This is a genomic window from Natrinema caseinilyticum, from assembly GCF_024227435.1.
Taxonomy (GTDB): domain Archaea; phylum Halobacteriota; class Halobacteria; order Halobacteriales; family Natrialbaceae; genus Natrinema; species Natrinema caseinilyticum.
Genome location: NZ_CP100445.1, coordinates 966058 through 992919 on the forward strand (window position 1 = coordinate 966058; position 26862 = coordinate 992919).

25 protein-coding genes are annotated in these 26862 nt (G+C 64.9%); 9 read left to right on the forward strand and 16 right to left on the reverse strand.

Annotated elements, in window-relative coordinates; genetic code table 11:
• Positions 1 to 216 precede the first annotated feature (216 nt).
• On the reverse strand, positions 217 to 519 hold the full coding sequence (locus tag NJT13_RS04645) for a MarR family transcriptional regulator (protein WP_254524326.1): 303 nt from the start codon (positions 517 to 519) through the stop codon (positions 217 to 219).
• A 385-nt stretch (positions 520 to 904) separates the two neighbouring features.
• On the opposite strand from NJT13_RS04645, the gene glmM reads away from it, so the two are divergent.
• The gene (glmM, locus tag NJT13_RS04650; RefSeq protein WP_254524327.1) at positions 905 to 2230 is read left to right on the forward strand and encodes a phosphoglucosamine mutase; all 1326 of its coding nucleotides are present in this window, start codon (positions 905 to 907) and stop codon (positions 2228 to 2230) included.
• A 110-nt stretch (positions 2231 to 2340) separates the two neighbouring features.
• Here glmM and NJT13_RS04655 read toward each other — a convergent pair whose 3' ends face one another.
• The gene (locus NJT13_RS04655) at positions 2341 to 2547 is read right to left on the reverse strand and encodes a DUF7563 family protein (RefSeq protein WP_254524328.1); all 207 of its coding nucleotides are present in this window, start codon (positions 2545 to 2547) and stop codon (positions 2341 to 2343) included.
• Between the two features lie 382 nt (positions 2548 to 2929).
• On the opposite strand from NJT13_RS04655, the gene glmU reads away from it, so the two are divergent.
• The gene (glmU, locus tag NJT13_RS04660) at positions 2930 to 4111 is read left to right on the forward strand and encodes a bifunctional sugar-1-phosphate nucleotidylyltransferase/acetyltransferase (protein WP_254524329.1); all 1182 of its coding nucleotides are present in this window, start codon (positions 2930 to 2932) and stop codon (positions 4109 to 4111) included.
• Positions 4112 to 4591: 480 nt separating this feature from the next.
• Here glmU and glmS read toward each other — a convergent pair whose 3' ends face one another.
• Positions 4592 to 6403 carry a glutamine--fructose-6-phosphate transaminase (isomerizing) gene (glmS, locus tag NJT13_RS04665; RefSeq protein ID WP_254524330.1) on the reverse strand — a complete coding sequence of 604 codons (1812 nt, stop codon included), beginning with the start codon at positions 6401 to 6403 and terminating at the stop codon, positions 4592 to 4594.
• A gap of 637 nt (positions 6404 to 7040) precedes the next feature.
• Here glmS and NJT13_RS04670 point away from each other — a divergent pair.
• Positions 7041 to 7220: a DUF5786 family protein gene (locus tag NJT13_RS04670; protein ID WP_254524331.1), complete on the forward strand. Its 180-nt coding sequence runs from the start codon at positions 7041 to 7043 to the stop codon at positions 7218 to 7220.
• Positions 7221 to 7472: 252 nt separating this feature from the next.
• On the opposite strand, the gene NJT13_RS04675 is transcribed toward NJT13_RS04670, so the two are convergent.
• From NJT13_RS04675 to NJT13_RS04700, 7 genes are all read right to left on the reverse strand, one after another.
• Positions 7473 to 8207 (reverse strand): helix-turn-helix domain-containing protein, encoded by a 735-nt coding sequence (locus tag NJT13_RS04675; protein WP_254524332.1) that lies wholly within the window; start codon positions 8205 to 8207, stop codon positions 7473 to 7475.
• Between the two features lie 240 nt (positions 8208 to 8447).
• A complete protein-coding gene (locus NJT13_RS04680) occupies positions 8448 to 11660 on the reverse strand; it encodes a bacterio-opsin activator domain-containing protein (RefSeq protein WP_254524333.1) in 3213 nt (1070 codons plus the stop codon).
• A gap of 268 nt (positions 11661 to 11928) precedes the next feature.
• The gene (locus NJT13_RS04685; RefSeq protein ID WP_254524334.1) at positions 11929 to 12351 is read right to left on the reverse strand and encodes a universal stress protein; all 423 of its coding nucleotides are present in this window, start codon (positions 12349 to 12351) and stop codon (positions 11929 to 11931) included.
• A gap of 86 nt (positions 12352 to 12437) precedes the next feature.
• Complete coding sequence (locus NJT13_RS23160) at positions 12438 to 12569, reverse strand: hypothetical protein (RefSeq protein ID WP_256549411.1); 132 nt, start codon at positions 12567 to 12569, stop codon at positions 12438 to 12440.
• A gap of 141 nt (positions 12570 to 12710) precedes the next feature.
• On the reverse strand, positions 12711 to 13385 hold the full coding sequence (locus NJT13_RS04690; RefSeq protein ID WP_254524335.1) for a cytochrome c biogenesis protein CcdA: 675 nt from the start codon (positions 13383 to 13385) through the stop codon (positions 12711 to 12713).
• 1 nt (position 13386) lies between these two features.
• Complete coding sequence (locus tag NJT13_RS04695; protein WP_254524336.1) at positions 13387 to 13974, reverse strand: TlpA family protein disulfide reductase; 588 nt, start codon at positions 13972 to 13974, stop codon at positions 13387 to 13389.
• Position 13975: 1 nt separating this feature from the next.
• A complete protein-coding gene (locus NJT13_RS04700; RefSeq protein ID WP_254524337.1) occupies positions 13976 to 14665 on the reverse strand; it encodes an SCO family protein in 690 nt (229 codons plus the stop codon).
• Between the two features lie 191 nt (positions 14666 to 14856).
• Here NJT13_RS04700 and NJT13_RS04705 point away from each other — a divergent pair, with 191 nt between their 5' ends.
• Positions 14857 to 15999: an iron transporter gene (locus NJT13_RS04705; protein ID WP_254524338.1), complete on the forward strand. Its 1143-nt coding sequence runs from the start codon at positions 14857 to 14859 to the stop codon at positions 15997 to 15999.
• A 205-nt stretch (positions 16000 to 16204) separates the two neighbouring features.
• Entirely contained in the window at positions 16205 to 16381 is a 177-nt protein-coding gene (locus tag NJT13_RS04710) for a hypothetical protein (RefSeq protein ID WP_254525494.1), read from the forward strand.
• 203 nt (positions 16382 to 16584) lie between these two features.
• Here the strand turns inward: NJT13_RS04710 and NJT13_RS04715 are convergent, their stop codons facing one another.
• Positions 16585 to 17733 carry a M24 family metallopeptidase gene (locus tag NJT13_RS04715; protein WP_254524339.1) on the reverse strand — a complete coding sequence of 383 codons (1149 nt, stop codon included), beginning with the start codon at positions 17731 to 17733 and terminating at the stop codon, positions 16585 to 16587.
• A gap of 182 nt (positions 17734 to 17915) precedes the next feature.
• On the opposite strand from NJT13_RS04715, the gene NJT13_RS04720 reads away from it, so the two are divergent.
• The 3 genes from NJT13_RS04720 to NJT13_RS04730 all read left to right on the forward strand — a co-directional run bounded on the left by NJT13_RS04720 (position 17916) and on the right by NJT13_RS04730 (position 21021).
• Positions 17916 to 19616, forward strand: coding sequence for an alpha,alpha-trehalose-phosphate synthase (UDP-forming) (locus NJT13_RS04720; protein WP_254525395.1), 1701 nt, complete (start codon positions 17916 to 17918; stop codon positions 19614 to 19616).
• Between the two features lie 3 nt (positions 19617 to 19619).
• A complete protein-coding gene (gene otsB / locus NJT13_RS04725; protein ID WP_254524340.1) occupies positions 19620 to 20483 on the forward strand; it encodes a trehalose-phosphatase in 864 nt (287 codons plus the stop codon).
• A 187-nt stretch (positions 20484 to 20670) separates the two neighbouring features.
• Positions 20671 to 21021, forward strand: coding sequence for a winged helix-turn-helix domain-containing protein (locus tag NJT13_RS04730; protein WP_254524341.1), 351 nt, complete (start codon positions 20671 to 20673; stop codon positions 21019 to 21021).
• Positions 21022 to 21568: 547 nt separating this feature from the next.
• Here the strand turns inward: NJT13_RS04730 and NJT13_RS04735 are convergent.
• The 5 genes from NJT13_RS04735 to NJT13_RS04755 all read right to left on the reverse strand — a co-directional run bounded on the left by NJT13_RS04735 (position 21569) and on the right by NJT13_RS04755 (position 26246).
• A complete protein-coding gene (locus NJT13_RS04735) occupies positions 21569 to 22318 on the reverse strand; it encodes a zinc metalloprotease (protein ID WP_254524342.1) in 750 nt (249 codons plus the stop codon).
• 109 nt (positions 22319 to 22427) lie between these two features.
• On the reverse strand, positions 22428 to 22694 hold the full coding sequence (locus tag NJT13_RS04740; protein ID WP_254524343.1) for a hypothetical protein: 267 nt from the start codon (positions 22692 to 22694) through the stop codon (positions 22428 to 22430).
• A gap of 181 nt (positions 22695 to 22875) precedes the next feature.
• Positions 22876 to 24984: a bacterio-opsin activator domain-containing protein gene (locus tag NJT13_RS04745; protein WP_254524344.1), complete on the reverse strand. Its 2109-nt coding sequence runs from the start codon at positions 24982 to 24984 to the stop codon at positions 22876 to 22878.
• A gap of 161 nt (positions 24985 to 25145) precedes the next feature.
• Complete coding sequence (locus NJT13_RS04750; RefSeq protein WP_254524345.1) at positions 25146 to 25397, reverse strand: MTH865 family protein; 252 nt, start codon at positions 25395 to 25397, stop codon at positions 25146 to 25148.
• Positions 25398 to 25526: 129 nt separating this feature from the next.
• Positions 25527 to 26246, reverse strand: a complete 720-nt coding sequence (locus NJT13_RS04755; protein WP_254524346.1) for a hypothetical protein — start codon at positions 26244 to 26246, stop codon at positions 25527 to 25529.
• Between the two features lie 216 nt (positions 26247 to 26462).
• On the opposite strand from NJT13_RS04755, the gene NJT13_RS04760 reads away from it, so the two are divergent.
• Positions 26463 to 26852 carry a CopG family transcriptional regulator gene (locus NJT13_RS04760; protein ID WP_254524347.1) on the forward strand — a complete coding sequence of 130 codons (390 nt, stop codon included), beginning with the start codon at positions 26463 to 26465 and terminating at the stop codon, positions 26850 to 26852.
• Positions 26853 to 26862 lie beyond the last annotated feature (10 nt).

A 26862-nucleotide genomic window follows, 5' to 3' on the forward strand; every position in this document is an offset into this window, starting at 1 on the left:
CGTGGTTCGAAAATCGAAGATTTCCGTCATCACGAAAGGCGAAGCCTTTCGAACGACCTGTGGAGACTGCGACCGCAGTGGAGACAGGTCCCGTATCAGCAAGTCGCGTTCGTGAGAGTACATCTCACGGGCTGTCGGACGTCGTCCGACAACGTCGTCGAAGAAGGAAGCCCCGCCCTCGAGGAGTCGCCGAAGGCGACGAGCAGGGCTGGTAGTTCACTCCGGTTTGCTGATTCGATATCTCGATTTCCGAGCGTCCTCGAGACAGACGCTGCTCGCGACCAGCTCCCGGTCCTCGAGTTTGCCGAGCGCGTAGCGGACGGTTCGAGGGCAGAGTCGAGATTCGGCCGCGATTCCCGCTTGCGTCAGCGGCTCTTCGTACTCGAGGACCTTGTAGACGAGTTTCGCACTCGGTGGGAGATCGTCGGGGATACCGTCGGTCCGGCGGGTGCGCTCGCGACCGTGTTCGTCGGTCTCCGCTGATTCGTCGACGTCGGTCTCCGATTCGGTCGCGCTCATGGATGCCGACTCGATCGTTCCGCGAGAGCGCGCTCGAACTGCGGTGCTCGCGTTCTCGGTCCGCCGAGACGTATCGCGGTCGTCGTCGGAGTCACGGTTCCATCTCGTCCCGGAAATCGGTCGCCCATAGTGGGCCGTAGCGATCTCATTCTCGCTCGGAACTACCGGCGTCGAACACATATACCGCACCGACAGTTCAAAAAGACAGGCAGGAACTAACGGCGGGTCGACGGAATTCGACCGCTCGGTGGCCGAGGCGAGGACGGCGGCTGGCGAGCTGTGAGACCGTCTGATGACCGCGGGGAGCGGATCGAAGTCGAAGTTCGTCCGCCGTAGACAGTGTTAATCCGTGCATAGTAAGGCGATAGCACCCTCACTGAGGCGTATGTTCGGAACCAGTGGGATTCGAGGTCGGATCGGTGACGAGGTGACGGCCGAGTTGGCGCTCGCCGTTGGACGCGCAGTCGGTTCGGAGGGGCACGATCGGGTCGTCGTCGGTCGCGACGTTCGTGAGAGCGGATCGATGCTCGTGGATGCCCTCGCGGCGGGACTGTGCGAATGTGGCACCGACGTGCTCACGGTCGGGATCGAGGCGACACCGACGGTCGCCCGCGCGATCGCTCGCCTCGAAGCGGATGCGGGGATCGTGGTGACGGCGTCGCACAACCCGGCGACGGATAACGGGATGAAACTCTGGAACCCGTCGGGGAAGGCGTTCGGCCCGGCACAGCGCGAGGCGATCGAGCGACGCGTGAGACGGGACGAGTACGACCTGGCCGCCTGGGACGGTGTCGGGGGTCGCCATCGTCGCGACGGCGTTCGAGACGATCACGCGAAAACGCTCCGGAAGGCGGTCGCCCTCGAGCGGTCACCGGACGTCATCGTCGACCTCGGAAACGGTGCCGGCGGGGTGACGGCATCGGTTCTCGACGACGTGGGCTGTCGAGTTCGGACGTTAAACGGGCAGGAGGACGGTTCGTTCCCCGGACGACCGAGCGAGCCGACGGCGGAGACTCTCGACACCCTATCGACGCTCGTCGAACGGACGAACGCCGAACTCGGGATCGCCCACGACGGCGACGCCGATCGCATGCTGGCCGTCGACGAGACGGGGACGTTCGTCCCGAAAGACGCGTTGCTCGCCCTGTTCGCTCGAGAGGCGGCGGGAGACGGCGACCGGGTCGCCGCACCGGTCGACACGAGCCTCGCCGTCGACGACGCGCTGGCCGACGTCGGCGCGTCGGTAACCAGGACGCAGGTCGGCGACGTGTACGTCGCGGAGCGGACCACGGAAGCCGACGTCGTCTTCGGCGGCGAACCCAGCGGCGCCTGGATCTGGCCCGAGGAGACGTTGTGTCCGGACGGCCCGCTCGCGGCCTGCAAACTGGTCGAACTCGTCGCGAGCCGCGGACCGCTCTCCGACCTCGTCGCCGAGATCGACGGGTATCCGATCCGACGAACGTCAGTCGAGGTCGAAGACAAGGCCGCGGTGATGGCCGAGGTCGACGACAGAGTGACAGAACGATACGACGAGATCGATACGCTCGACGGCGTCCGGGTCGAGACCGCAGCGGGATGGTTCCTGCTTCGCGCGAGCGGAACGCAACCGCTGATCCGAGTGACGGCAGAAGCGCGCTCGGAATCCGACGCCGATGCGCTGTTCGAAGATGCGCGGTCGTTGATAACCGAGAGCATCGAAGCGAGCGACTGAGGGCCGGAATCGGCGGGTAAAACGACGGTAGCGGAACTGGACGGCGTCCGATCGGTCGGAGAAAAACTGGATGGAGGGGCGTACTCGAGGCGGCAGCGCGATGGGACGGGTTATCTCCGTTCTTCCGGGATGAAATCGGACGTCTTCATCTCGCGGTAGGTTGCGCAGTCGGGGCAGGCATGGACGACGTCACGGTTGTCACCGAAAACGCGGGCAAACTGTCGAGTCACTTGATTACCACAGTTGACACATCGGGGGGCAGTCGTCTGCTGGCTGGACGTCATTGGCGTCCAGTTCGCGGATGGGTCCGTCGACATCACCAGTTCGTAACCACAGAACGGTATTTACTATAGACCGCATAATCAGCGCCGCGGTTGGTAGTCTCGTCTTTCCGCCATGTGTCACCTCTCAGAGAGACTGTTCTGATATCGAGAGTATCAGCAGCTCGTTCGTTAGAAATACGATATTTCGCCCGGGTAATACAGTATTTAGCACCGCTATTTGGGCCATCGTACCAGTACCTCGACACCTGTGTGTGGGGTGCGAGGATCGGCCAACTCGAGTCACGCGGTGAGTACCCGGTCGCCGCTGAACGCGACGCGAGGGTCGGCGATGCCGGGACGTTCGTCCCCCCGAACCACGGAACCGGACAGTGTAACAGCCGTATAATTATCCGCCGGATCGAGGTACGTCGATGCGATGATCGCGATCGTTCTTACCGCAGGTGAGGGGACCAGGATCAGACCCCTCTCTGCATCACGGCCCAAACCGATGCTCCCCGTCGCCGATCGACCCCTCGCCGCACATACGGTCGACGCTGCTATCGACGCCGGTGCCGACGAAATCGTTCTCGTCGTCGGGTACGAAGGCGAGACGGTCCGAGAGTACTTCGGCCGCGAGTATCGCTCCACCCCGGTGTCGTATGCCGTCCAGACCGAGCAGGCAGGAACGGCCGACGCCGTCGACGCCGCTCGAGAACACATCGACGGCCCGTTCGTGGTGTTGAACGGCGACAATCTGTACGATCCGGCTGCGATCGACCGACTGTTCGCGCAGTGTCCCGCGGTCTGTGCCGCCGAGGTAGACGCCCCGCAACACTACGGCGTGCTGAGTACGACCGACGGCACCGTCACCGACATCGTCGAGAAACCCGACGTGCCCCCGACGAATCTCGCAAACGCCGGCGCGTACGCGTTTCCACAGGCCGCCGCCGAGTGGCTCGAGGTACCCGAGAGCGAACGAGGCGAACACGAGATCACGGACGTCCTCGCGCGCGTCCTCGAGAACTACGCCGTCACGCCGGTGACCCTCGAGCGGTGGCTCGACGTCGGCCGCCCCTGGGAGTTACTCGAAGCCAACGAGTGGAAACTCGCCGATATCGACCGCCGAATCGCCGGCTCGGTCAGCGACGCGGCCCACCTCGAGGGCGCCGTGGTCGTCGAGGAGGGAGCGACGGTGAAGCCGGGTGCCGTAATCGAGGGCCCGGCACTGATCCGCACGGGGGCGACCGTCGGACCGAACGCCTACGTCCGCGGAGCGACGATGATCGGTCCGGACGTCTCGATCGGAAACGGCGTCGAGGTCAAAAACAGCGTCATTTCGCGCGGGACGTCGGTAAGCCACCTCTCGTACGTCGGCGACAGCGTCCTCGGGCGGAACGTCAACGTCGGTGCGGGGACCAACGTGGCGAACCTTCGTCACGACGACGACGATATCACATTCACGGTCAACGGCGATCGTCTCTCGACCGGACGCCGGAAGTTCGGCGTCGTCGCCGGTGATGGCGTCAAGACCGGTATCAACACGAGCCTGACCCCCGGGCTGAAACTATCATCCGGCGTAACCACCGCTCCCGGGGAAACGGTCGAACGAGACCGGTGAGCGCTCGATCCGTCGCGCGTTCGTCGCCGATCGCGCGGTCGAGACACGACGAGCCGAGCGGACCGGCCGTCGCTATCAGGTGGTCCCTTTATACGACGGCGAACCCCTAGTCAGACTGGAGGGTATCGGTCGATACTCACGATCCGGACACACCGTAACCGGGCTTCGATCGCACAGTAACCCTCCACGTTCGATTACGACATCGACGAGTACGGGTCGCTCTTTACCGATGCCGTGCGGACCTGAGACTACGGGGGTGGTCTCTCGTCCTGCGGCTTCGAGACCCTTGCTCGCGCCCGAACGGTATCCGTCGTCTTCTCGTCGAACAGAAGGCGGTGTGCGTCTCTCGGGCATCGACCCGGTCCTCGACCGGTCGGTTGCGAAGACGTGAGCGGGTCCGTAACGTTTTCAGGAGAAGTGCCCGAACGGGTACGGCCCCGTCCGACGATCGACACTGTGAGGAACCGGTCGAACGGCCGGTTATTCGACTGTGACGCTCTTCGCGAGATTACGCGGTTTGTCGATCGGTCGGTCGAGGAGGTCGGCGGCGTGATAGGAGACGAGTTGAAGCTGCACGTTCGCGAGCAGCCCCGCGAGGTCCGGGTCGGTGTCGGCGATCTCGAGGTGCTCGTCCGCAATCTCGACCGCCGGGTGGTCGGCCGGGCAGACCGCGATGACGGGCGCACCGCGCGTCTGGGCCTCCTCCGCGTTTTTCAACGTCTTCTCGTCTTCCTCGCCGGTGAAGATCGCGAAGACCGGCGTCGCGGGCGTGACCAGCGCCAGCGGACCGTGTTTGAGTTCGCCGGAGGCGAATCCTTCCGCGTGCTCGTAGGTGATCTCCTTGAACTTCAGCGCCCCCTCGAGCGCGACGGGGTATCCGAGACCGCGGCCGATGAAGAAGTACGACTGACTGTCCCGATAGCGTTCCGCGATCGCCGCGGCGTCCGACTCTTCGAGCACGTCCTCGATCGCGCCGGGCATCGACGCGAGCTCAGGCAGAAGCGACTCGAGGTCGGCCGGCGACTCACCCCGCCGATCGCCGGCGATGCGCTGGCCGAGCAACGAGAGGATGACGGCCTGCGAGGAAAACGTCTTCGTCGCCGCGACGCCGATCTCGGGGCCCGCCCGAATAAAGAGGGCGTCGTCGGCCTCGCGAGCGGCCGTCGATCCGACGACGTTCGTCACCGTCAGCGTCCGCGCACCCTCGGCCGTCGCCTGCCGGAGGGCGTTCAAGGTGTCGGCCGTCTCACCGCTCTGGGTGACGGCGATCACCAGCGTGTCGTCGTCGATCGGCGGGGCCGAAACGCTGTACTCGTTCGCCAACAGTGCGGTCGACCGCACACCGGCCTGGTTCAATACGAGCGAGCCGTACAGCGCGGCGTGGTAGGACGTCCCGCAGGCGACGAACTGGACGCTGTCGATCTCCTCGAAGGTCCCCGGCTCGAAATCGGAGAGCGCGATCCGGCCGTTTGCGGGGTCGATTCGACCCTCGATCGCCTGCGCCAGCGACGTCGGCTGCTCCGTGATCTCCTTGAGCATGAAGTGGTCGTAGGCACCTTTGCCAGCCTGTTCAGGGTCCCAGTCGACCGTCTCCGACGTGCGCGTGATCGGGTTCCCGTCGAGGTCCGTGAACTCGACGCCGTCTTCGTCGACGACGACGACGTCGCCGTCTTCGAGGTAGACCACGCTGTCGGTGTACTCGAGGAAGGCCGGAACGTCGCTCGCAAGGAAGTACTCGCCGTCTTCGATTCCGACCACGAGGGGGGAGCCCTGTCGAGCCGCGTAGAGGACGTGTTCGCCCGACACCATCGCGGTGACGGCGTAGCTCCCCTCGAGTTCGTCGATCGCCTGCCGGAACGCCGTCTCGCTGTCGAACCCCGCGTCGAGGTAGTACTGGATGAGATGCGGGATGACTTCGGTATCGGTCTCGCTCGAGAACGCGTAGCCGTTCGCCGCCAGCCGCTCCCTGAGCGCGGCGTAGTTCTCGATGATCCCGTTGTGAACCACCGCGACGTCCTCGCTCTCGTCGGTGTGAGGGTGTGCGTTCGCGTCGGTCGGCGGTCCGTGGGTGCTCCAGCGGGTGTGTCCGATCCCGACTTCCCCCTTGAGCGGTTCGCCGATCGATTCTTTCAACTCCTCGACCTTCCCGGAGCGTTTCTGTACGTTGATGCCGGAGCCGTTCTGGACGGCGATCCCGGCCGAATCGTATCCCCGATATTCGAGGTTCTCGAGCCCGGTCAAGAGGGACTCGAGAGCGTTACCGTCGCCCACACGCCCGATGATCCCACACATGGTCAGATCACCGCCCGGAGGCCCGTTGGGGTCGCTGATGTGGCCCCACCGACGCGTCGGTTCCTGACGACGCTGTGACCTCGACGCAACTGCTTCCCGAAAGGGATGGGAGAGATATCGTGGTATTCTGCCTGTCGATGGCGATTGTTCGAACCGCCGAACGGTACGCAACCATGGGAGGAATGCAAACCTCCCGAACCCATTACTATAGACGGGCTACTGGCCCCCGTAGTCTTCGTGTACTTCGTCGGTAGCGGTCGACTGTGGCCCTCGTCGACGTCGATCGACCACGTGTCGGGAGCCCGTCCCGGGAAAACGAATCGACGGTTGGTAACGCTCTCGAAGCTGCTTTCCGGGAACCATCGCAACCGGTGGAAAAGTACGGTGAACGAACAGCGAGTTCCCCTCGAGTACGGAGCGTCAAACGGGAGGCAAGGACCCCCCAACGAGAGGTAGGGACCGAAAACAGACGCCCGAAGTTCGGGGTGAGTCTTCGCGGGTCCCGTCGGCAATCGGACGGGCGGCCGCTCGCCGCGGCGGACGATCCGGTTGCGGAGCCCGCACCCGGGGTCGCGGGAGCGTACACGAAACGGAGGGAATCGCCACACCTATTGCAGTGGGTCCGGCACTCGCCAGTATGGGTTTCGGTAGCTACGACGAGTCCGAACAACAAGAGCAAACGACCGACGAGGAGGACGTAGACGCCGTCAACGTCCACGAAAACGACCACCAGGGAGAGATGTCGTTCGAGTCCGACGTCTCCACGGACGAACTGGTGTCCCAGCTCGGTGCGATGAAAGACGACGGCGACGAATAACTCACGAGCAACACGGCACCGGCTCGAGTCCGGCCGCCTCGAGACGGCCGAATCGTTTTCTGCGGTAGCGCCGGCGGGGACCCGGAGAGGGATCCCGATCGAACCGGCGTCCGAATCGAACGAGAACGCGTTCTCGTCGACGCTGCGGAACCGGGACGTCGACCGGCCCGCGTACCTGCGTGGGCGTTCCAGCGCTCGCGCCCTGCTCGGTCGAAGGCACCACTCGAGGCGTCGCAAGGCCGCACGTAACGGTCAGGAGAGGGTCGCACCGCAGAGTTGGCCGATCGCTCGCCGCAATCGCTGGGAGATGGCCGACTTCGAGACGTCGAGTCGGTCCGCGAGTTCGTTCTGGGAGATGCCACGGGGAACGTCGAAGTAGCCCTCCTCGTGTGCGACGGCCAGCAGTTCCTGTTGTTTGTCGGTCAGAGCGACGACGCCGTCGTCCTGGTCGTCCGACACGCGAAGGTGGTCGACGGTGACCGATACATCATTTTCTCTACAGTAGTCGTTGAAGGCCACGAGCCGTTCCCGGTCCGGGAACCGAAGCTGAACGAGCCAGCCCTCGCGGGAACTCGAGAGTTCGAGCACGCGACCGCGGGCTTCGGCGGTCGCGGGGGTGAACGTGACCGTCCGATCGGCCAGCGTGACGCGATAGACTCGTCTGTCGGGGTACCGATCGACGAGGACCGGATCGGTGATCGTCGAATCGGTCTCGAGGGCGGTTTCGAACCCCTCGAAGTCGGTTCCGTAGACGGTGACGAAGACCAGCGTCCCACCTGATTCGGCGGGGATCCAGTAGTCGGGTTCGACGGTGACGTCCCTCGCTCGTCCGAGTGTCGGGCGCAGAAACAGATCGGGATGGTCGAGGCGGAGTTGAGCGACGATTCCGCCGTCGGCCTCCGACCGGATTCCCGTTCGATCACCGTCGGCGTCGGCGTCGGTGACGGCGTCCCCCACCTCCTCGGTTTCGGCGAGGTCGATACTCATTCGACCACCCGCGATGCAGGTGCCCGATCGCTGTAATAGCTTCTTACCTCGAACGCGCTCATTGAATGGCTCATTAGGACCCGAAGTGATGACCGTGGGCGCTAGATACGGAACCCTCGCTCTGAGCGATGTCAATATGTATTCATCGATCAGATCCCGAGAGCGTCACGCAGGGCTGAGAAATATCCTATTTCCCGTCGAAATTCGGGAGTAAGATCGTTCTACGAACGCTCTCGCGACTCACTCGCCCACGGCGTCTTCGAACAGCAGCGCGAACAGTTTCCGCTGTGCGAGTCGGAGGTGCCGGCTGAACGTCGGCTGGGAAATTCCGAGCGATTCGGCGACCTCTTCGCCGGTGCGCTCGCGCGGCCACTCGAAGAACCCGCTGTGATACGCGGCTTCGAGCGTCCGCCGCTGTCGCTCCGACAGGTGGTCGCCCAGTTCGTCGAACGGACGCGCCGTTCGCGTCGGTCTGTCCCGTTCCCGGCGTGCGACCAGGTGTGTGCCGGAATACGTTCGCTCGAGCGCCTGAACGAACGGCCGGACGGCGATCGGCTCTCCCAGTTCGATCACGAGCCTGGTACGGTCGTCGACCGGCGTGATCGACCCGACGACGCCACCACGGTCCGCGACCGTCCGCGCGACGGTCGGCTCCGTCACGGTGATCTCGAGAACGGTCTCACCGGTACCGGTGCCGACGATCGAGGCCGTCTCGACCGCGGCCACCGATCGGACCGACTCGAGGGCCGCCTCCGAATCGAGTCCCGAGACGCCACAGAACACCGTCGACCCGCCGGAGGAGCGTGGAATGACGGCCCGGACGTCGATCCGATCGCCGACCCGATGGGCGATCGTCGACAGCGGCTCCGCGTCGGCTCGCATCACGACCTCGAGTTCCGTGATGCGGTTGGCGAGGAGCGCGCGCCTGGTTTCGATCGCGCCGATCGCGCTCCCGGCGACCGCCGCGAGGTGCGCGCAGGCGCGTCGGGTGCGGTCGTCGAACGCCGCGGGCCGATCCGCGTACGCGGTGAGCGTCCCGTACCGAAACTCGCCCGAAAGAAGCGGGACGCTGAACGCGGATCGAAACCCGCGTTCGAGCGGGCGTTGTCGCCACGGTCGCATCCCGTCGGCGTCGCTCGAGCCGCCGGCCGCGAGGTCCTCGATACCGGCCGGTTCCCGGGTCGTCGCTGCGATACCCGTCGGCCCGGCGGCCCGTCGATCCAGCGGAAACGCCGTCGACTCGAGAAACTCACCGTCGCGGCCGGACCAGGTCGCTGGCACGACCGTCTCGCGACCCTCGTCGACGCGGCCGACCCAGGCGAGTTCGATCTCGGCCGTCGATTCGAGCGGCGTCAACGAGCGGACCGCCTCACAGAGCCGCCGCTCGACCGTTTCCCGAGCGTCGGCGTCCAGAAGCGAACGTTCGGCATCCCGGAGCCGATCCACCCGCTCGGCGACGGTCTCGAGCCGGGACCGAGCGTGTCGACACGACCGGAGATCGGCGGCGTGGTCGACTCCCTCGAGCGCGACGACGGCGGTCTCAGACAACGCCTCGAGGGGGTCGAAATCGAGGCCGTCGAAGGCCATCGGTTCCGTACTGGTGGCGAGGACGACGCCGCGTTGGGCGATCGGGACGGCGAGCACCCGTTCGGCGCGCAGTCCGGTTCGCGCGAGGAGGTCCTCGAGCGCCGCCGCCTCGAACACGGTCGGCGTGCCGTCCTCGAGACAGGCCGAAAGCGCCGTCCCGTCCGGTTCGATCGGCGGCGGCTCGATCGTCCCCCAGTCGTCCGCCGTAACCCGGTCCGCCGCGGCGACCGCCGCCGGCCGAAGGCCGTCGCCGTCGTCGACGGGGAGATACCAGGCCGCGACGTCGGCGTCGACGGTCTCGCGGACGGCGTCGACGACGGTCGATCGAACGTCCGACGGCGTGTGGGCGTCGCGGAGGGTCGCAGCGGTTCGGCTGAGCGTGGCGAGCGCCGCACCCGACGATCCCCGCCTGTCGCGAACCACGCACAGCGTTCGATCCGGATCGGGAAGCGGCGCGACGAACACGTCGACCAGTCGGCCGGTCTCGGTCGCGAGTTCGCCCGTGACCGGCCCCATCCACCTGACGACCGGCGACCGTGCACGCTCTCGAACGGCCGTCGCGAGATCGTCGGCGAACAGCGCCTCGAGCGGCCGGCCGACGAGTTCGTCCGTCCCGGCGAGTGTCGCGAGCGCCGGGTTCGCCAGCCGAATCGTCGAGTCGTCGAGGACGGCGACGCCGTCGTCCAGCGCGTCGACGACCGACTCGAAGAGGGTGAGGCGATCCCGCTCCGTCGAGACCGTGGCAGCGGTGGACCGCTCGCTCAGGATGACCGTCACGCCGTCGTCGCCGGGATGAACGGCGATCGTGAGGGGGGACTCGAGCGACGGAGCGGTCGTCTCGAACGCGACGACCGAGTCCGTCGTCCGGGCCTCGCGGATCCGATCGGCGAACTGGCCGCCGAGATCGTCCGGTAAGAGCTGCCAGACGACCGTCCCGACCGAAACCTCGTCGCCCGACGGGGCAGCGAAGTCGGCGAGCAACTGACCCGCCGGGTCGTTGGCGTATCGAATCTCCCCTCGCGGACCGAGTGCGAGCACCCCGTCGGCGAGCCGATCCAGCCCCGCCCGGACGTCGCCGCTGACGGCCGATTCCGCGCTCATCGCACCCGTTCGCGTGACGACGATCCCCTCGACGGACGGGTCCGCGAGCCGGTTCGTACAGGTGAGCTCCGAGACGTGCCAGGTGCCGTCTGCGTGGCCCAGGCGAGGACTGACGCGCTCCGTCGTTCCGACCGGCGCTTGCGCGACCGACGCGAGCGTGTCGCGGAGCGACTCCCGATCGTCCGGATGGACGATCCTGGTGATCGAGGTTCGCTCGAGTTCGGCCGGCGTGTATCCCATCTGCGCTTCGACGGCGGGACTCGCGTATTCGACGTCTCCGTCCGCGTCGAGGACCCACACGACCGCCGCGGCGCTCTCGAGAATCGCCCGTCGTTTCCGATCCCCGTCCGACGTGGCGAGTCGGTATCGTTCGCCCTCGGCCGCGTTCGTGACGCGAGCCGTCAGGACCGACGCGGACGCATCGCGGTCGACGACGTCGCTCGCGCCGGCTTCGAGCGCCGCCTCAGCGTCCCGCCGGTCGGTCACGGCGATGATCGGCCGCTCGTCCGTTCGATCCGCGATCCGCTCGAGCGGCGAGTCCGACGGAGCCGCTCGGTCGGCCGGCGGGACGTACGGACAGACCAGACAGTGAACGTCACGGTCGTCGAGTCGCTCGAGGGCGCCCTCGATGGTGCGTTCTCGTATCAGGGACACGCCAGAGACCGCAGCGGAGAGCGAATCCAGGATCGCATCGGCGACGTCCGACTCACCCACGACCAGCACGCACAGGACGTCACCGACGACCGTCGAGCGACCGTTACTCACCGGCCGGACACCTCCCACCGAGTGATATCGACCGCCGAGGGACGTGCCGTGGCGAGCCGAGGCCGTCGGCCGGGGGCTCCGAACCGACAGCGAACCCGATCGGCACGATCGGACGCGAGATCCGATCCGTGAACCCGGGCCCCGGCCGAATCGGGACGCGACTGGGTAACGCTGGCACGATAGCGGCCGCATAGCAGCCGGTCGGCTTAAGTAGCGGTGACGTATCCGCGGGTAGTACTCTGTTACTAGCCACGGTGGGCGGCGGTCGCTACGACTGTTCGCGAACCGTGACTACCGGAACCGGCGCGTTCCGGACGATCTCCTCGGCGACGCTGCCCGAGATCAGGTGATCGAGACCGGATCTGCCGGCCGTCCCGACGACGATCATATCGACCGGATTCGTCTCGGCGAACTCGACGACCTGTTCCTGGGGGACGCCGTGGCGAATCGCCGTCGTCGTCTCGACGTCCGCGCTCCGCGCCTCCTCTTCGGCCGCTTCGGCAGCCGTCTCGGCCTCGGTGTCCGGGTCGTTCCGAAGCCTGTCCTGTTTCGATTCAGCTTGCGGACCCTCCTCCGAAACCGACAGTACGTGCAGGGTCGCGTCGAGCTGGGTGGCGAGTTCCACCGCGTGTTCGGTCGCTCGACGAGCGGGGTCGCTGCCGTCCGTTGCGAGCAGTAAATCCTGGTACATCGTTCGCCTACTGGTTCGTGAGACGAACCCATACATCCCTGACCTGCCGTTGCCTGCGCCACGCCATCGAGGGCCGACTCGGCGTCCTAAAAGACGACCTCCCAGGTGTAGAGGCAGTTCTGGCACTCGAACCGTCTCTTCAAGCCGGCTTCGATCACCGATCGATCGATTTCCGTTCCCGCCTTCTCGAGGCAGTTCGGACAGCGGTGCCAGACCATCGTATGAATCTCCGTTCGACTTCGGATAAAGATACGCCCACGAAGGATTGGATTTATACGATTCGATCGTCGTTAAAGGACGGGCACGCCTGAAACCGTGGGTCGATTCGGGCGACACGCGCTCGAGGAAACGCGGCCGGTTCAGAGCGCGTCGAGGACGAAGATGGCGAGATACAGTTGGCCGACGCCAGCCACGATCATGACGACGCCCGCGAGACGCTTGAGCGGAGACGCGTAGGCCGAAAACCGTCCCGCGCTCGCGACGAGGCCCATTCCGGTCGCGACGGTCAGCGAAACCATGAGGGCCACGAGGCTCCCGACGTACGTCCCGAGGAGGACTCCCGCCGAGGTGGTCGACACCGAGAGCGCACGGCCGACGATGCCGAAGAACAACGGCGCCACGCACCCCGCGGCGGCCAATGCGTAGCCAGCACCGAAGATGGCGAAGCCGGCCACGCTCGAGCGCCGTTTCGGGAGCGGGACGGAAAGCGACGGGGCACGATCGGTGACGACCAGCAGGCCGAAAGCGATCAGGACGACGCCAGCGATCACCTCGAATAAGGTAACCGACGAGAGCGTCGAATACCCGACCGCGACCGTTGCTCCCAGAAGCGCAGTGAACGTGGCCAGGACGCCGACACCGGCGACTAGTCCCCGACTCAGTGCCCCCCCGAGCGATGCGCGCTCACCGTCGGTCTGGCTCACGTAAAACCCAACGTACCCCGGCAGCAGCGGGTACGCACACGGGGAAAAGAACGTCGCGATCCCAGACGTCAACCCGAAGATGAGCGAGGTGGTGACCGCTGCATCGACCATTCTACTCGCCTCCGCTGGCCTCGATCGCCTCTTCGATCCCAGTTACCAGTTCGTCCGCGGTCTTGATACCGGTATCGTCCCACTGAACACGTCCCGAAGTATCGATCGCGACGGCAGAAGGATAGCCACCCGCGAGATATCTCGCGGCCAGTTCTGTCGTCGGATCAAGGCCGAGCAACCAGTTCCCATCGTGTTTCGTCCACCAGTCGACCAGTTCCTCTTTCGTCACCGATCTCCCGACTGCTTCGTTCGTGATCGAAATGAACAGTACCTTGTCACCGATTCGTTCGTTCGCTTCCCTGAGCGCCGGCATCTGTTCGATGCAGGGGGGACACCACGTCCCGAAAAAGTCGATGAACGTCGGTTGGTCGGGCGCTGGAACACGGACCTCGCCAGCCTCGCTTCCAGGCGCTGCAACCGTCTCGATCGTCATTGGGACACTGTTCGTCGATTCCGATTCGTTTGAGTCCCCGTTCTGGCTCTCGCCGGATCCGTTTCCGACCGACGGCAGCCCCCGTATCGCCACTACTCCTGCACTCCCGATGACGCCCAGACTGCCGACTCCAGCGAGGACGTCACGCCGTCGCATTTTATGCCTTCACCACTGTTTCGACGTCATCAACGACCATTTGAATATCGTTCGTTGCTCCCTTCGGATACGCTCGTTCGATGATTCCACGCTCGTTAGCGAGCAGAATAAGGTTGTAGTGCGGGAACGCATACTCGAGGTCGTCGTACTGTTCAGCATCCCGTTTCTCGAGTGGCAACCCAATCTGTTCGGTCATTATCTGCTTCGCTTCGTCGTAGCTCTCCGGCCTGAGGAAGTGCCAGTTCTCGGCGTCAGTGTCGACTCCCCGCTGATTGGCGAACGACTGGAGGGCCTCTGCGGTGTCTCGTTCCGGGTCGAACGTCATCGCGAGCAGGGCGACGCTGTCGCTGTACCCTTCGGTCGCGGCGACTTCCTGAACGCGACGCAATCGCAGCGTCAACGCAGGACACATTCCATTGGGGCAGTTCGTGTAAATGAACGTCATCAAAACGACCCGTTCATCCTCGTACTGATCGGTCGAAATCGTCTCACCTGACAGGGGATCAGGAAGGTTGAGAGAAGGCAGGTCCTGGCCATAGCTCGGATGTGACGCCTCGCTCAGGTCAGTTTCCGGCGGCTCGAGTACGGTCTCGGTGTTCCCACCATTGCTGCCGAGAACCCCGCCGAGGCAACCGGCAACGCTGGTGAGTCCCGCCATCCCGACTGTACCGAGGTACGTCCGACGGTCCATATCTGGTTCGTAGGAGCGCCCGGTCAAAGGTTCGTTGGTTCGATTCACGAAAGGACGAGGGACACTCGAACTGCGGATGGATGTCGAGACCACGTGAACGGATACGCCGAATTGGTCACCGCACATCTCGGTGCCATCGTTCGACCGACGAACCAACAGGCGTTTTGTCGCCCCTTTCTTAGACGCTCGCAATGAATCGCCGAGGGTATCTCCGTGGCACGACTGCAGCCGCCGTCGGGATTACCGGGTTCGCAGGCTGTCTCGATCGACTCGGCTTCGAAGAGGAGTCGGCCTGGGCAAATCCGCCGCTCGTCGAGAACCGCCCCGACGCCGTCTACCTGCCGGCCTCGCGCGAGGAGATGGGGATGTACGGAATGGGCGCCGACGGCGATTACGCCGTCTCGCTCTCGTACACGTTCCCCCACCGGTTCTGGATCGTCGAAGCCACCGAGGAGGGAAAGGAGCTGGTCGAGGTCGACGCCGACGACACTCACCACCTCATGGTCACCGTCTGGGACCGCGAGACGCATACCCCTCTCCCGGTAGACATGCGCGTCGAGGTACTCCAGGACGGCGCGCCCGTCGACATCGGCGTCTCGTCGCTCTGGCCGATGCTCTCCCAGCGGATGGGCTTTCACTACGGCGACAACGTTCGGCTCCCGGGAGAGGGCGAGTACACGGCCCGGATTCGGGCCGGCCCCGTCACGCGGCCCGCTCGAACCGGGGCGTTCGCGGGGCGACTCGAGTCGCCCGCCACGCTCGAGGTCGACTTCGAGTACGCGCGATCGGACATCAACGGACTCGCGTTCGAGACGATCGACGAAGACCGACGCGGCAACCGCGAGGCGATGTCGCCGATGACCCACGGGGGTCAGGGCGACCACGATTCCGGGGGTCACGGGGGACACGGCGGTGGCGACGCGCTCGGCAGTCCGCCGACCGGACGAGGCACCCCGGTCGGTGAGTTGCCCGGCGATATGCTCGGAACCGAGCGCACCGGCGACGCGAAGGTCTCCGCGCACGTTTCCGACGCCGATCGGTTCACCGACGGCGGTTCGTACCTCGCCGTCTGTCCCAGGACGCCGTACAACGACATTATTCTCCCTTTCGTTTTGCTGACCGCGTCCGTCGAGCGGGACGGGTCGGTCGTCCGGAAGGAATCGCTTACGGAGGCCCTGGACGGGGAATTCGGCCACCACTACGGACTCTCGGTCGACGAACTCGCCGCCGGCGACCGGATCACGGTGACGGTCGATGCGCCGCCGCAGGTGGCCCGTCACGACGGCTACGAGACGGCATTTTTCGAGTTCGAGCCGGTGACGTTCACGGTTTGAAAACGGTTGTGCCGAGTTCGGGCCGGAAATCGAGGCTTTGACTCGAGTCGAGACCGACCGCCGTGAGCCCCGCGACTCGAGCCGGGACGCGCTCGCGCCACCTTCGCGTAAACGCGATCATACGGCGTTCGAACGATCGGAAACGAATCGTCTCGAACCCTTATGGTTCAGATAACTATCGGGGACTATCGAATACGAACAGGGCATGTCCAGTACAGGCCACACAGATATGCACGTCGGCTGTCCGGAGTGTGGGGCGACGATCGACGCCTCCGTTCCCACCGGTCCGGGCATCCACGCGGAGAGCGATTCGAACCGCTTGCTTGGCAAACAAACGGAATGTCGGAAATGCGGTCACGAACTCGAACTCTATTACTACTGAGCGCGCGCAAGCGGACGGTTCGAACGGCTCTTTCCGGGTTACCAACGTCGAGAGACGCCGCGGAGGAGTGCTCACCTCGTCTCGGGGGCGGACCCCTCGTCACACCACACTGCGTTCCCGGCCTCCCGACGATCGCACCGCGTTTCGGACCATCGGGCGATCGCGGTGCGTTCCCGCCCCCCGCCGACCGCACCGCGTCCGGCTCAACGGCCGGTCTCCCAGCCCCGCGGAGAATCGTTCAGTCGCTCGACGCCGGTCTCGGTTACCGCGACGAGGTCCTCGATTCTGACGCCGAACTCCCCGTCGAGGTAGATCCCCGGTTCGATGCTGAAGACCATCCCCGACTCGAGTTCGCGATCGTTGCCCGCGACGATGTACGGTGGTTCGTGGACCTCGAGGCCGACGCCGTGTCCGGTCCGGTGGACGAACGCATCGCCGTAGCCCGCCTCCTCGATGACCGACCGCGCGGCGTCGTCGATCGAGCCCGCGGTGACGCCCGACTCGACGGCGTCGACCGCAGCCTGCTGTGCCTCCCTGACGGTTTCGTGAACAGTCGCATACTCGGCTGGGGGCTCCCCGACGACGATCGTTCGCGTCTGGTCGCCGGGATACCGGGCCGTCCCTCCCTCGACGTCGGCCGAGACGAACGCGCCAAAATCGAGGACGATAGGGTCGCCGGCCCGGATCTCCCGCGAGCCGCTGTGGTGGTGCGGGCGCGCACCGTTCGGCCCGGCGGCGACGATCGTCTCGAAGGCGGGTTCCGCGCCACCCTCCGCGGCGAGGAGTCGGTCGATCTCGGTCGCCAGTTCCGCTTCCGTCGTCCCCACGAGGTCGTCCCCGCGCTCGCGAACGCGGACCGACACGCGGTCGGCGATCCGCCCGGCCCGACGAAGCGTCTCGAGTTCGACATCGTCCTTGCGGACCCGCATCGACTCGAGGACGGTGCTCGCGAGGCCGAACTCGCCGGCGGGGAGCAGCCGTCGGAGATCCTGCGTGAACGTCGCCCACAGTCGGTCGTCGAGAAGAACGGTCACTGGCCCCGTCGACTCGAACGAGTACCCCTCGAGGACGGTCCTGGCGATCTCGACCGGGTCGTCCGCGTCCGACCAGGAGTGCAGATTCAGCCCCGAAATCGGCAGTTCGGCCAGTTGCGCGTCGTACATGGCCGGCGCGAGGAGTGCGGGATCACCGTCCTCGGGAACGAACAGCAACAGGTGGCGTTCGGACGGCGACGCTTCGAAGCCGGTCAGATAGGTCAGGTTCGGACTCGGAAAGCAGACGAGCACGTCGGCTCCCGCCTCGCGGAGTCGTCGCCGACAGGCGCCGATCCGGCGCTCGAACGGAGCGGTCATGGCCGTCGTTTCGCTCGAGCGAGAAATCAACGTTCCGACGGGGACTGCGAATCGTCTCGGTTACGGTTACTGTCGCCTCGAGTGGACGGTCAGCCGATCACGATTACTTGTGGGAACGTATTAGCCACCCTGCGGTCGCAGGCCGCGAAGCAACCCGTCGGGATGCTGTGTTCATCCAGCGAATGCGAATACCCGAGCGGTTGTCGTCGACGACTGCGCGTAATCGAACGCATCGGGCCGATGGCCGCGGCCGAGCCGACGAAGCGGCGAACGCCGACGGCCCGACCTGTCCCGGTTCGTTGATCGTCGTCTCGAACCGCCAACCGTATCGCCACGAGTACGAGGACGATGACGAGCCGACGTCGGCCGCCGGCTCGTCCCGATCGAACGAAGACGGTGGTCCGCCGACCGGAGTGGACGGTGGATTCCGTGCGACGGCCGATTCGCGGTCCGTAACGGTCGACGAACCGACCGGCGGACTCACCGCCGGCCTCGATCCGGTCGTGAAACGAACGGACGGCACCTGGATCGCCTGGGGTGACGGTGACGCGGACTTCGACGTGACGGACGACGAAAACTGCGTCGCCGTCCCACCGGACGAAGAAGCCTATACGCTCCGTCGACTCGACCTCTCGTCGGACGCGGTCGACGGCTACTACTACGGATTCAGCAATCGCGTCCTCTGGCCGCTCTGTCACGGCTTCCCGGATCTGATCGAGGATCGCCCGTCGGATTTCGACTGGTATCGACGGGTCAACGAGCAGTTCGCCGACGCCGTCGGCGATCACGCCGCGGACGAGTCGGTGATCTGGCTCCAGGACTATCATCTCGCGCTCGCGCCACGGATGATCCGAGCGACGGTTCCCTCGAGTGCGACGGTCGCGCACTTCTGGCACATACCGTGGCCGACGCCGTCGATGTTTCGGCACTGTCCAGCCGGCGGTCACGTCCTCGAGGGGCTGTTGGGGAACGATCTGCTCGGTTTTCACGTCGAATCGTACGCCGATCGCTTCCTGAACTGCGTCGATCGGTACCTGCCCGGTGCCGCTGTCGACCGTGCTCACCGTACGATCCGATACGACGGGCGGACGACTCAGGTCGTCGCGACCCCGATGGGCGTGGACGCGGAGTCACACGATCGGGAGGCTCGATCGGCCCGCCCGGCCCAGATATCGTCGCTCTTCGATACGTACGGAGTCCCCGAGAACACTGCGATCGGACTCGGACTCGATCGACTCGACTATACGAAAGGCGTTCCGGAACGATTGCTGGCGATCGAGCGGTTCTTCGAGCAGCACCCGGGCTGGCTCGGCGCGTTCACTTTCATCCAGAAGGCGACCCCGTCGAGAACGGACATCGAAGCGTACGAGCAGTACGGGTCGCACGTCCGCAACGAAGTCCGACGGATAAACCGCCGCTTCGAAACCCCCGACTGGCGGCCGATCGTCTACACCGAGGACGTCCTTTCACGGGCGGACCTCTGTGCGCTCTATCGCCGCGCCGACGCGATGGTCGTGAGTCCGCTGGTCGACGGGATGAACCTGGTCGCACAGGAGTACGTCGCCGCGAGCGTCGATAGCGACGCCACCTTGCTACTGAGCGACCGGACGGGCGCACACGAGCGACTCGGCTCGCACGCGCTGACGATCGACCCGACCGACACCGACGGCTTCGCGGCCCAACTCGAGCGAGCGCTCACGATGCCGCCGTACGAACGACGACGGCGGATGAACACGCTTCGCCAACGCGTTTCGAACGGCGATATCGAGTCCTGGATGCACACCCAGTTCGATTGGATTCGACGCGTCCACGGTGGCGCGGGCGAGCCAGATACGGCGACCGATCCCGGGTCCGACTCCAGGGAACCTACGCCACCAGTATAGTCGATGAGCAGACAGAAATCGCCCCCGAAGCCGATCGACGAGCGGCTGCCGGAGATTCGAACCACCCTCGAACGAGCCGCCGGTATGCTCGTCTGTCTCGACTTCGACGGGACGCTCGCCCCGATCGTCGAGGATCCGGACGCCGCAGCACCGACCCAGCCCAATCGGGAGGCGGTCGCCGCCCTCGCACGAACCGCCGGAGTGACGACGGCGGTCGTCAGCGGCCGCGCTCTGGCTGACGTCCGCGAGCGCATCGACGGGCCGACCGTCTACGCGGGCAATCACGGGCTCGAGCTCGCCCGCGGCGGCTCGATCGCCGTGCATCCGGTTGCGCGGAAACGCGCCGACAGGATCCAGCGCGTCTGTTCGGTCATCGAGACGGTCCTCGAATCCGTCCCGAACTGCCGGGTAGAGAACAAGCGCCTGACCGGGACGGTTCACGTCAGAACCGTCTCGAAGTCGGCCGAGCCGATCGTTCGCCGGGTCACGCGCGATATCGTCGATCGATTCGGCGGCGACGACCTCGAGATTTCGTCGGGGAAACGGATCCTCGAGATCGGGCCGAACGTGCCGTGGGGAAAGGGAAACGCGGTGGAACTGATCGCCGCCGACGAGCCCCCACGAACGGCGGTCGTGTACGTCGGAGACGACGTCACGGACGAGTCGGCGTTTCGGGCGGTCGAACCGGACGGGATCGGAATCCGGGTCGGCGGAGACGAGCCCTCGAGTGCGTCCTGTCGGGTCGAATCACCTGCGGAGGTCGAATCGGCGTTGTCGTGGTTCGCTTCGACCGGAGCCAAACTGATCGCACACCCCGCCCCCACGGGCGCGGCGCGCGCGGAGCCGACACGTCCGGCAGGACGGTGACCGGAGTCGAACGGAAACTGTCGTGGGGGTCGAAAACGATCCACCGATCGATCCGGATCGCGTTCGAATCGCTCGTTCGTCCACACCGAAAGCCACCCAGTACAAATTACCGATAGAAATAAACGCCACTCGAGCCGAAAGTATTAGTTACCACTGGAAATATAGTCCGGTACGAGAGTGAACCATAGTGAAACTCCGTCAACCAACTGACTTCCTGATCCTCGAAGCGCTCGAGGACAAGGGTCGAAACGTCGCAACGAATCTGGCAGCACACACGGGCAAGAGCCGAAAGAACATCAATACTAGGCTACCCGTCCTCGAAGACTACGGACTCGTAAATAAAATCGGGCCGGCCGAGCGGTCCGGTCTCTACGAGATTTCCTCGATGGGGAAAGCGGCGCTGGTCTACCAGGATCAGTACGACGAGGTCGACGACTTCGATTCGCTGATCGAGGGACCGACGGCGAGTGCCGATCAGGACGGGGAGGCCCAGGCGAGTTTCGCCCGCGGGGAGCCCGACGAAGACGACGACGAGTAACGATACGAGCCGTTCGAAGCCGTATCGCGTTCGTATCGATCCGGCTCGAAACCGTCTTCACGAACCCGCGCGAGCGACAGCTATCGGTCGAACCGTCGCACGTCCGCCACTCCGTTCAGCACGCGGTAGCGCGGAGAGGAAGCGCGTTCGTATAGATTTATTATACTTGGAGACGCGCCCAGTGGTACTGCCGTCCTCGCACACGTCGGGGTCGGGAGGTGCCACGAGTAAACTGGCACCCGTGGTGCGACGGCGTGGCCGTCGCACCCTATACTCGGGAACGACGACCGCGAACGGGGTGAACTCCCGTCCCCACTGTACGGGTAGAGCGCGAGAACACCGGGAATTAAATCGGCGGGAGAATCCTCGCCGACGGTCGGAGTGGGAGGCATCAACAATGCGCCCACGCCGTCGGCAGGACGGTAAGAGGAAGCCGGGCCGCGTCCATGCACGGGTTCGCGGGGTACAATGTCGTTGCGGTAAAGCCCCCTCCTCGAGGAGTGACCGACCGCCGCAAGGCGGGAGGGAGCGAGTAGGGCGGGGTAGTTTACGAGACACCGCCATCGTAGGTCGCCAGTTCGCGGCGAGCACACAGCGAAAAGGAGAGGCTGAGTCTCTGCTCCCGACCGGCTGCGTCCGGAATCGCCGTCCCACACCGCGAGCCCTCACCGTCGTACCCGGGGTCCCACGCGTACGAACTGAGCATCGGCGTCGCGACCACGGCACCGTCCCGAACGAACGCGACGCCGTGGTCGTGGTTCAACCCGAGTGCGTGTCCGACCTCGTGAACGAGCACCTGGATCGTTCGCGTCGGTTTCTCGTTGGGTACGATCGGAACCTCGCGGTCCGAAACGAGTTCGTCGTACGAGTCGAGTGCGGCGATGTTGCGAGCTCCGCCGACGGAAGCGACGTGCGGTATTCCGTACCCGGTCGGTGCATCTTCCATCCCACCGTCGGTCACCAGCAGGTTGACGTCGGCCGCCGGCTCGAGGTCGCGCCGACCGAGCATGCCCTCCGCGACGGCCATCGGCCACTCGCCGCGACTCGTGAGGGTTGCGGCGTCCTCCGTCGAGACCGACACGGTGCCCCCGACGGAGGTTTCGAGCGACCAGTATTCGAGGTCGAGCATCTCGCCCAGGTACTCGAGAATCCGGTCAGAGACCCCCTCGTACGTCGCGGCCTGCTCGGAGAGCCAGACGCGAACGGAGAGCGTTTCGGTGGGACGACGCGTCGCGTACGCCAGCGTCCCGAGGGAGACGGCGGATCCGGCGAACCCAAGGAACGCGCGGCGTTTCACGGGCGAGACACGGGCGGGCATCCTCCAGTTCCTGCGGGTGAACATTGCCACGCTTTATCATGGTCCGTGCGACTGGTTCGTCGACGACGCAGGGACGACGGCGACCGGCTTACTCCGGCGAGCCACAGCGTCCGTCGACGACGCGGGCGCGACCGTCGCGGACGTGAATTTCGATTCCGGGCGGGAGCGACGCGGGATCGGTCGGCGTGAGCAACAGCAACGCACCGCCGTCCGTTTCCACCAGTCGCCGATCCGGCGTTCGCTGTCGGATGCAAAGCGCCCACTCGCCGGTCCGGCGGCGTCTCGCGACCTGCCAGTCGGTGTAGTATCGGCCGTTGGAGCCTTCAAAGAGCGTCTCGATGGAGGGCGCTACCACAGCAGATCCCCCCGGATCGAGCGGTCGAGTGTCGCTGCTGTCCGTCGGTCCGTCGTCATGCCTCGTCGAGGGATCGGTCGTCGCGTGCATCACCTCGCGGGTTCACATGGGGTACCTTTAAGAAAAGGTGACTTTCAGGCTTCCGCGAATGGGACCTCGCGACACGACTGCGGACGATCGGTCACTGCTCGTTGACCTCGAAGAACTCGCCGAGGATCGATTTCAGACCCTTTCGCAGGTGCTGGTGCATCGTCGGCGGCGAGATGTCCATCGCGTCGGCGATTTCCTCGCCCGTGCTCTCGCGGGGCCAGTCGAAAAAGCCGCTGTAGTAGGCGAGGCGCAACGTCGTCAGCTGGCGATCCGTCAGCCGATCCAGGATTCGATTTCGACGTTCGGCCGCCGTCCGGACCGGTCGATCGACGCCCCGTCTCGCGACGAGTTCGGTGTTCTCGTAGATCTGCGTCAGCGCGTCGGCGATCTCTCTGATGTCTGCATCCTGTGAGACCTCGACCAGACACGTCCCGACACCACCTTCGACCGAGACGTCCCGGATCGTCGCTCCGTGGTTCGCGAGCGTTCGGACGCCGGACTTCGCCAGGCGCATCTCGATCGTACAGCGTTGGTCACCGTCGTAGATGAGTCGACACGCCTCGATAGAGTCGTGTCCCTTCGCTTCCTCGAGGACCGTCTCGCCGTCTACGCCCTCGATCGTGACGTACTGGAATGTTCGTCCGTTCGCAGTGGTGCCGGCCCACTCGAGCGAGCAGGTACAGCCGTATTCTTCGGAGAGGTCGAACGAGAAGGTGTCGCCGCCGTCGATCCGGAACTCGAGTTCGACGACGGAGTCAGCGAACAGTAACTGCCGGTTTTTCACGGCCATGATCGTGAATCCGATCGTCTCACCGAGCAACCTGAATCCCGCTCGTTCGCGCTCGCTGAAGGCGTCGTCTCGGCTCGCCAGAACGATGAGAACGCCGTACGTGGCATCCTCGTGGGTAATCGGGACGACGATCGCCGACCGGACGTCGTCCTCTTGAGCCGCCTCCTCGAGCGCACTCGGGACGGTTTCGTCGTCGAGGAGGCGATTTATCGTTTGGATTTCCCCTGTCTGTGCCGCCCGTGCGACCGGTCCGTCGTGGTCGATCGAGTGATCACGGACGCGTTCGAGGTAGGTGTCGGCCTCGCCCGCACCGGTGCGATAGGAGAGTCGGCCGTCGCCGGTCCGTTCGGCGATCCACGAACCGCAGTACAGCTCCGAGTCGACCAGTTGCTCGCAAACCTCTCGCTCGATGGCGTCGCGAGCCGGCGCCTCGACCAGCGTCTCGATCACCTGCCTGACGACTGCGTTGATACGGTTGAGCGTCTCGAGTTGGTCCTGTCGCGAGCGAAGTTTCCGCTCTCGGCGGACCCGCTCGGTGATATCCCGAGCCAACCAGACGACCGCCCGTCGCCCCTGAATGCGTTCCTCGATCGGAACGACGCGGGCTTCGAACTGTCTGCAGCCGTCGGTCGTTTCCGCTTCGTACTCGACCGACTGGACCCCGTCGGTCCGAATCGCTCGGTCGACACAGTCCTGCAGGGACGCGGCGACCTGCTCGGGGAACACGTCCTCGAGCGAGGTTCCTGAAAGCTCGTCGCTGGCGGCGGAGTAGAGTTCCGCCGAGTCGGGCCGTACCTTCGCCTCGAGGTACGTGCCGTCTTCGCCGATGACGAACGCTTCGTCGGGTAATTCGTTGGCGAGGATGCGGTGGTAGCGCCCGCGTTCGCCGTCGGACGATCGCTGTGAGTGAATCGTCGAAACGATCCGATCGACCGGATCCTCGTCGTGCTCGGTCGGAACGTATTCGGTCGCGTCGGCCCGGAGCGAAACGGTCGCGAGTCGCTCGCTCCCGTTCCAGGGTGCGACGATCGTCGGAACCGCTGGCAACGCGGCGTGGAGCCCACGAAGAATCGTCTGTATTTCCCCGGGACAGTCGAGTTCGAGAACGACCGTTACCGGTCGGGCCGCCTCCGACTGGCAGTCGGTCTCCGACGACGCGTTTTCTGCCGCCGGAAAGCCGTTTCCGCCCGTCGATCGTAGATTCGCCTCCGACACCACCTCGCCGTGCTCGTCGATTTCGACGTCGATACCCTCCGTGGCCGACTCGAGGATGGCCTCGAGCCCATCGGTTGCTGGAATCGTTCGAACGTCCCGGTCGGTCGCGTCGCGGAGTCGCGTTCGTAGTCGGCTTTCTCCCCGCCGGTCGTCGGTAACGAGAACGATCCGTCCCGCTCGATGTCCAGTTGTCATCCGTTTTCCGTCTCCGTTTCCGCTATCGAAACTATCCGATACGGTGCGTCTTTCTAGCGAAATGGCACTACGGAATAAAAGTCTGCTGGTAAGCCGTTAACCGTCTGACGTCGCCGTGGTGATCGCCGGCTCCGATTCGAATCACCGCAGACGGGCACCGTTCACAGTTCGCCCTGAGCCTTTAATTCGTCTATAAGGTCGTCGACGAGCGACTCGACGTCGTCATACGGGAAGTCGCCGCCCGACGTCTTGGTATTCAGTTCCATCGCGGTCATCGAAACATCGCCGGACTCGAATTCCGTACTCGGGCCGTCGGGAAGTGCCGGAACGAGTTCCATCGGTCCCGAGACGGGGTAATCCGCGCCTTCGAACGCCTCGGTCAGTTGCCCGCGGAGTTCGGCTTCGTCTGCCATCTCACTCCGTCGTTGGACGCGGTAAACAATAAATCCGCAGGGAGTGGCAGGGAACTCGCGCGGGCGAGTGAATCGGTCCGACAGAGCACGCCGTGGGTCCGACGGAGCACGCGGTGACGCCTCGAGTAGTTAGATCCGACGCATGAACTGCGGAAGGATTCCCCGTTCGGTCGACTCGCTCGCAGCGGTCGGCTCGGCGCCCGTCGGATCGTCGTCACCGTCCCCGGGCGCGTCTCCGAACTGCGCTGCGTTCCCACCATCGGCACTCGCCCGCCCAGACGTGCCAGCGGGGCCGTCCGTTGCGGTCGCAGCGGTGGCGTTCGACGGTCCCGTCGCCGTCCCGGCCTGCACTTCCGGGCCGGTTTCAGCTTCGGCCTCGACGGCGGCCTCGAACGCAGCCTCGGACTCGGGGCCGAAGTAGTAGGGATCGTTCGGGGCCAGGTACTCCCGAAGCCGGACGTTCCCGTAGCCGGCCGCTGCGAGTGCGGGGACGAACAGCGGTTCGACCCCGAACAGTATCGGTCCGGCCGTCAGAATAACGAGAAAAACCGATAGTGGCGAATAACAGAAAAACGCGACGATGCGGAAGGCGGCGCCGACGTACGCGTCGGTGACGTACGCGTAGAGACCGTACGCCCCGATCAGGAGACCGATATCGGCATAGAGACCGACGAACAGGCCGACCTCACCGGCGACGAACGCGTGGATGTGAACCCCGATCGCCCCCGTCAACACCGTCGTCCGGTTGACGTAGGTTTCGTCCAGCGCCATCCCGAAAACGAGGACCGCGAGTTGTATCAGCGGTGCTGCGATCCACCACGGGAGGGAACTGAGAAGACCGAGATACACGTCGATTACACCAACTCGTCTGAGTGGAATCGGGCCGGTCTCTTTAACGTTCGTTCCGTTTCGAGACTCGATACGAACGCCGACGGGCGGCCCCGGTGCTACCGAACGTGTCGGGGGCGAACGACGACTCGACGCTCGGGCACCCCCGAGCGATCGTGACGCATCGATAACAGGTGTCCGAAACAGTAAATAGTCAGGAGAGAGCAGAGACGGGACATGTCAAAAGATACCGTCAGGTATCCCGACGACGTGGTCGAGCAAATCGACGCGCTCGTCGAAGACGGTATGTTCGAGAGCAAATCGGAGTTCTATCGCTTCTCCGCGGAGTACGTCCTCACACTGATCGATTCGGACCACGAGGTCAAGACGTTCAACTTCGACGAGATCAAGTCCGAACTCGACATCGACGACCGCGCCCACGCCGACGCGGTCGGTTCCGACGGCGGGACATTCTTCTTGGACGCCGTGATAACCGTCCGAAAACAGGGCCTCCGCGGGAACTACGAGGCCGCAGAGCGGTTCATCGACACCCACTACGACGCGACCGATCAGGAGTGTATCGTCCTCGAGGAACTGCTCGGAACCTACCGCGACAGCGGACCGTAATCGACCGAGC

Coding starts and splice junctions, on each gene's coding strand:
- NJT13_RS04645 (WP_254524326.1), bottom strand. CDS start 519: ATGAGCGCGACCGAATCGGAGACCGACGTCGACGAATCAGCGGAGACC.
- glmM (WP_254524327.1), top strand. CDS start 905: ATGTTCGGAACCAGTGGGATTCGAGGTCGGATCGGTGACGAGGTGACG.
- NJT13_RS04655 (WP_254524328.1), bottom strand. CDS start 2,547: ATGTCGACGGACCCATCCGCGAACTGGACGCCAATGACGTCCAGCCAG.
- glmU (WP_254524329.1), top strand. CDS start 2,930: ATGATCGCGATCGTTCTTACCGCAGGTGAGGGGACCAGGATCAGACCC.
- glmS (WP_254524330.1), bottom strand. CDS start 6,403: ATGTGTGGGATCATCGGGCGTGTGGGCGACGGTAACGCTCTCGAGTCC.
- NJT13_RS04670 (WP_254524331.1), top strand. CDS start 7,041: ATGGGTTTCGGTAGCTACGACGAGTCCGAACAACAAGAGCAAACGACC.
- NJT13_RS04675 (WP_254524332.1), bottom strand. CDS start 8,207: ATGAGTATCGACCTCGCCGAAACCGAGGAGGTGGGGGACGCCGTCACC.
- NJT13_RS04685 (WP_254524334.1), bottom strand. CDS start 12,351: ATGTACCAGGATTTACTGCTCGCAACGGACGGCAGCGACCCCGCTCGT.
- NJT13_RS23160 (WP_256549411.1), bottom strand. CDS start 12,569: ATGGTCTGGCACCGCTGTCCGAACTGCCTCGAGAAGGCGGGAACGGAA.
- NJT13_RS04690 (WP_254524335.1), bottom strand. CDS start 13,385: ATGGTCGATGCAGCGGTCACCACCTCGCTCATCTTCGGGTTGACGTCT.
- NJT13_RS04695 (WP_254524336.1), bottom strand. CDS start 13,974: ATGCGACGGCGTGACGTCCTCGCTGGAGTCGGCAGTCTGGGCGTCATC.
- NJT13_RS04700 (WP_254524337.1), bottom strand. CDS start 14,665: ATGGACCGTCGGACGTACCTCGGTACAGTCGGGATGGCGGGACTCACC.
- NJT13_RS04705 (WP_254524338.1), top strand. CDS start 14,857: ATGAATCGCCGAGGGTATCTCCGTGGCACGACTGCAGCCGCCGTCGGG.
- NJT13_RS04710 (WP_254525494.1), top strand. CDS start 16,205: ATGTCCAGTACAGGCCACACAGATATGCACGTCGGCTGTCCGGAGTGT.
- NJT13_RS04715 (WP_254524339.1), bottom strand. CDS start 17,733: ATGACCGCTCCGTTCGAGCGCCGGATCGGCGCCTGTCGGCGACGACTC.
- NJT13_RS04720 (WP_254525395.1), top strand. CDS start 17,916: ATGCGAATACCCGAGCGGTTGTCGTCGACGACTGCGCGTAATCGAACG.
- otsB (WP_254524340.1), top strand. CDS start 19,620: ATGAGCAGACAGAAATCGCCCCCGAAGCCGATCGACGAGCGGCTGCCG.
- NJT13_RS04745 (WP_254524344.1), bottom strand. CDS start 24,984: ATGACAACTGGACATCGAGCGGGACGGATCGTTCTCGTTACCGACGAC.
- NJT13_RS04750 (WP_254524345.1), bottom strand. CDS start 25,397: ATGGCAGACGAAGCCGAACTCCGCGGGCAACTGACCGAGGCGTTCGAA.
- NJT13_RS04760 (WP_254524347.1), top strand. CDS start 26,463: ATGTCAAAAGATACCGTCAGGTATCCCGACGACGTGGTCGAGCAAATC.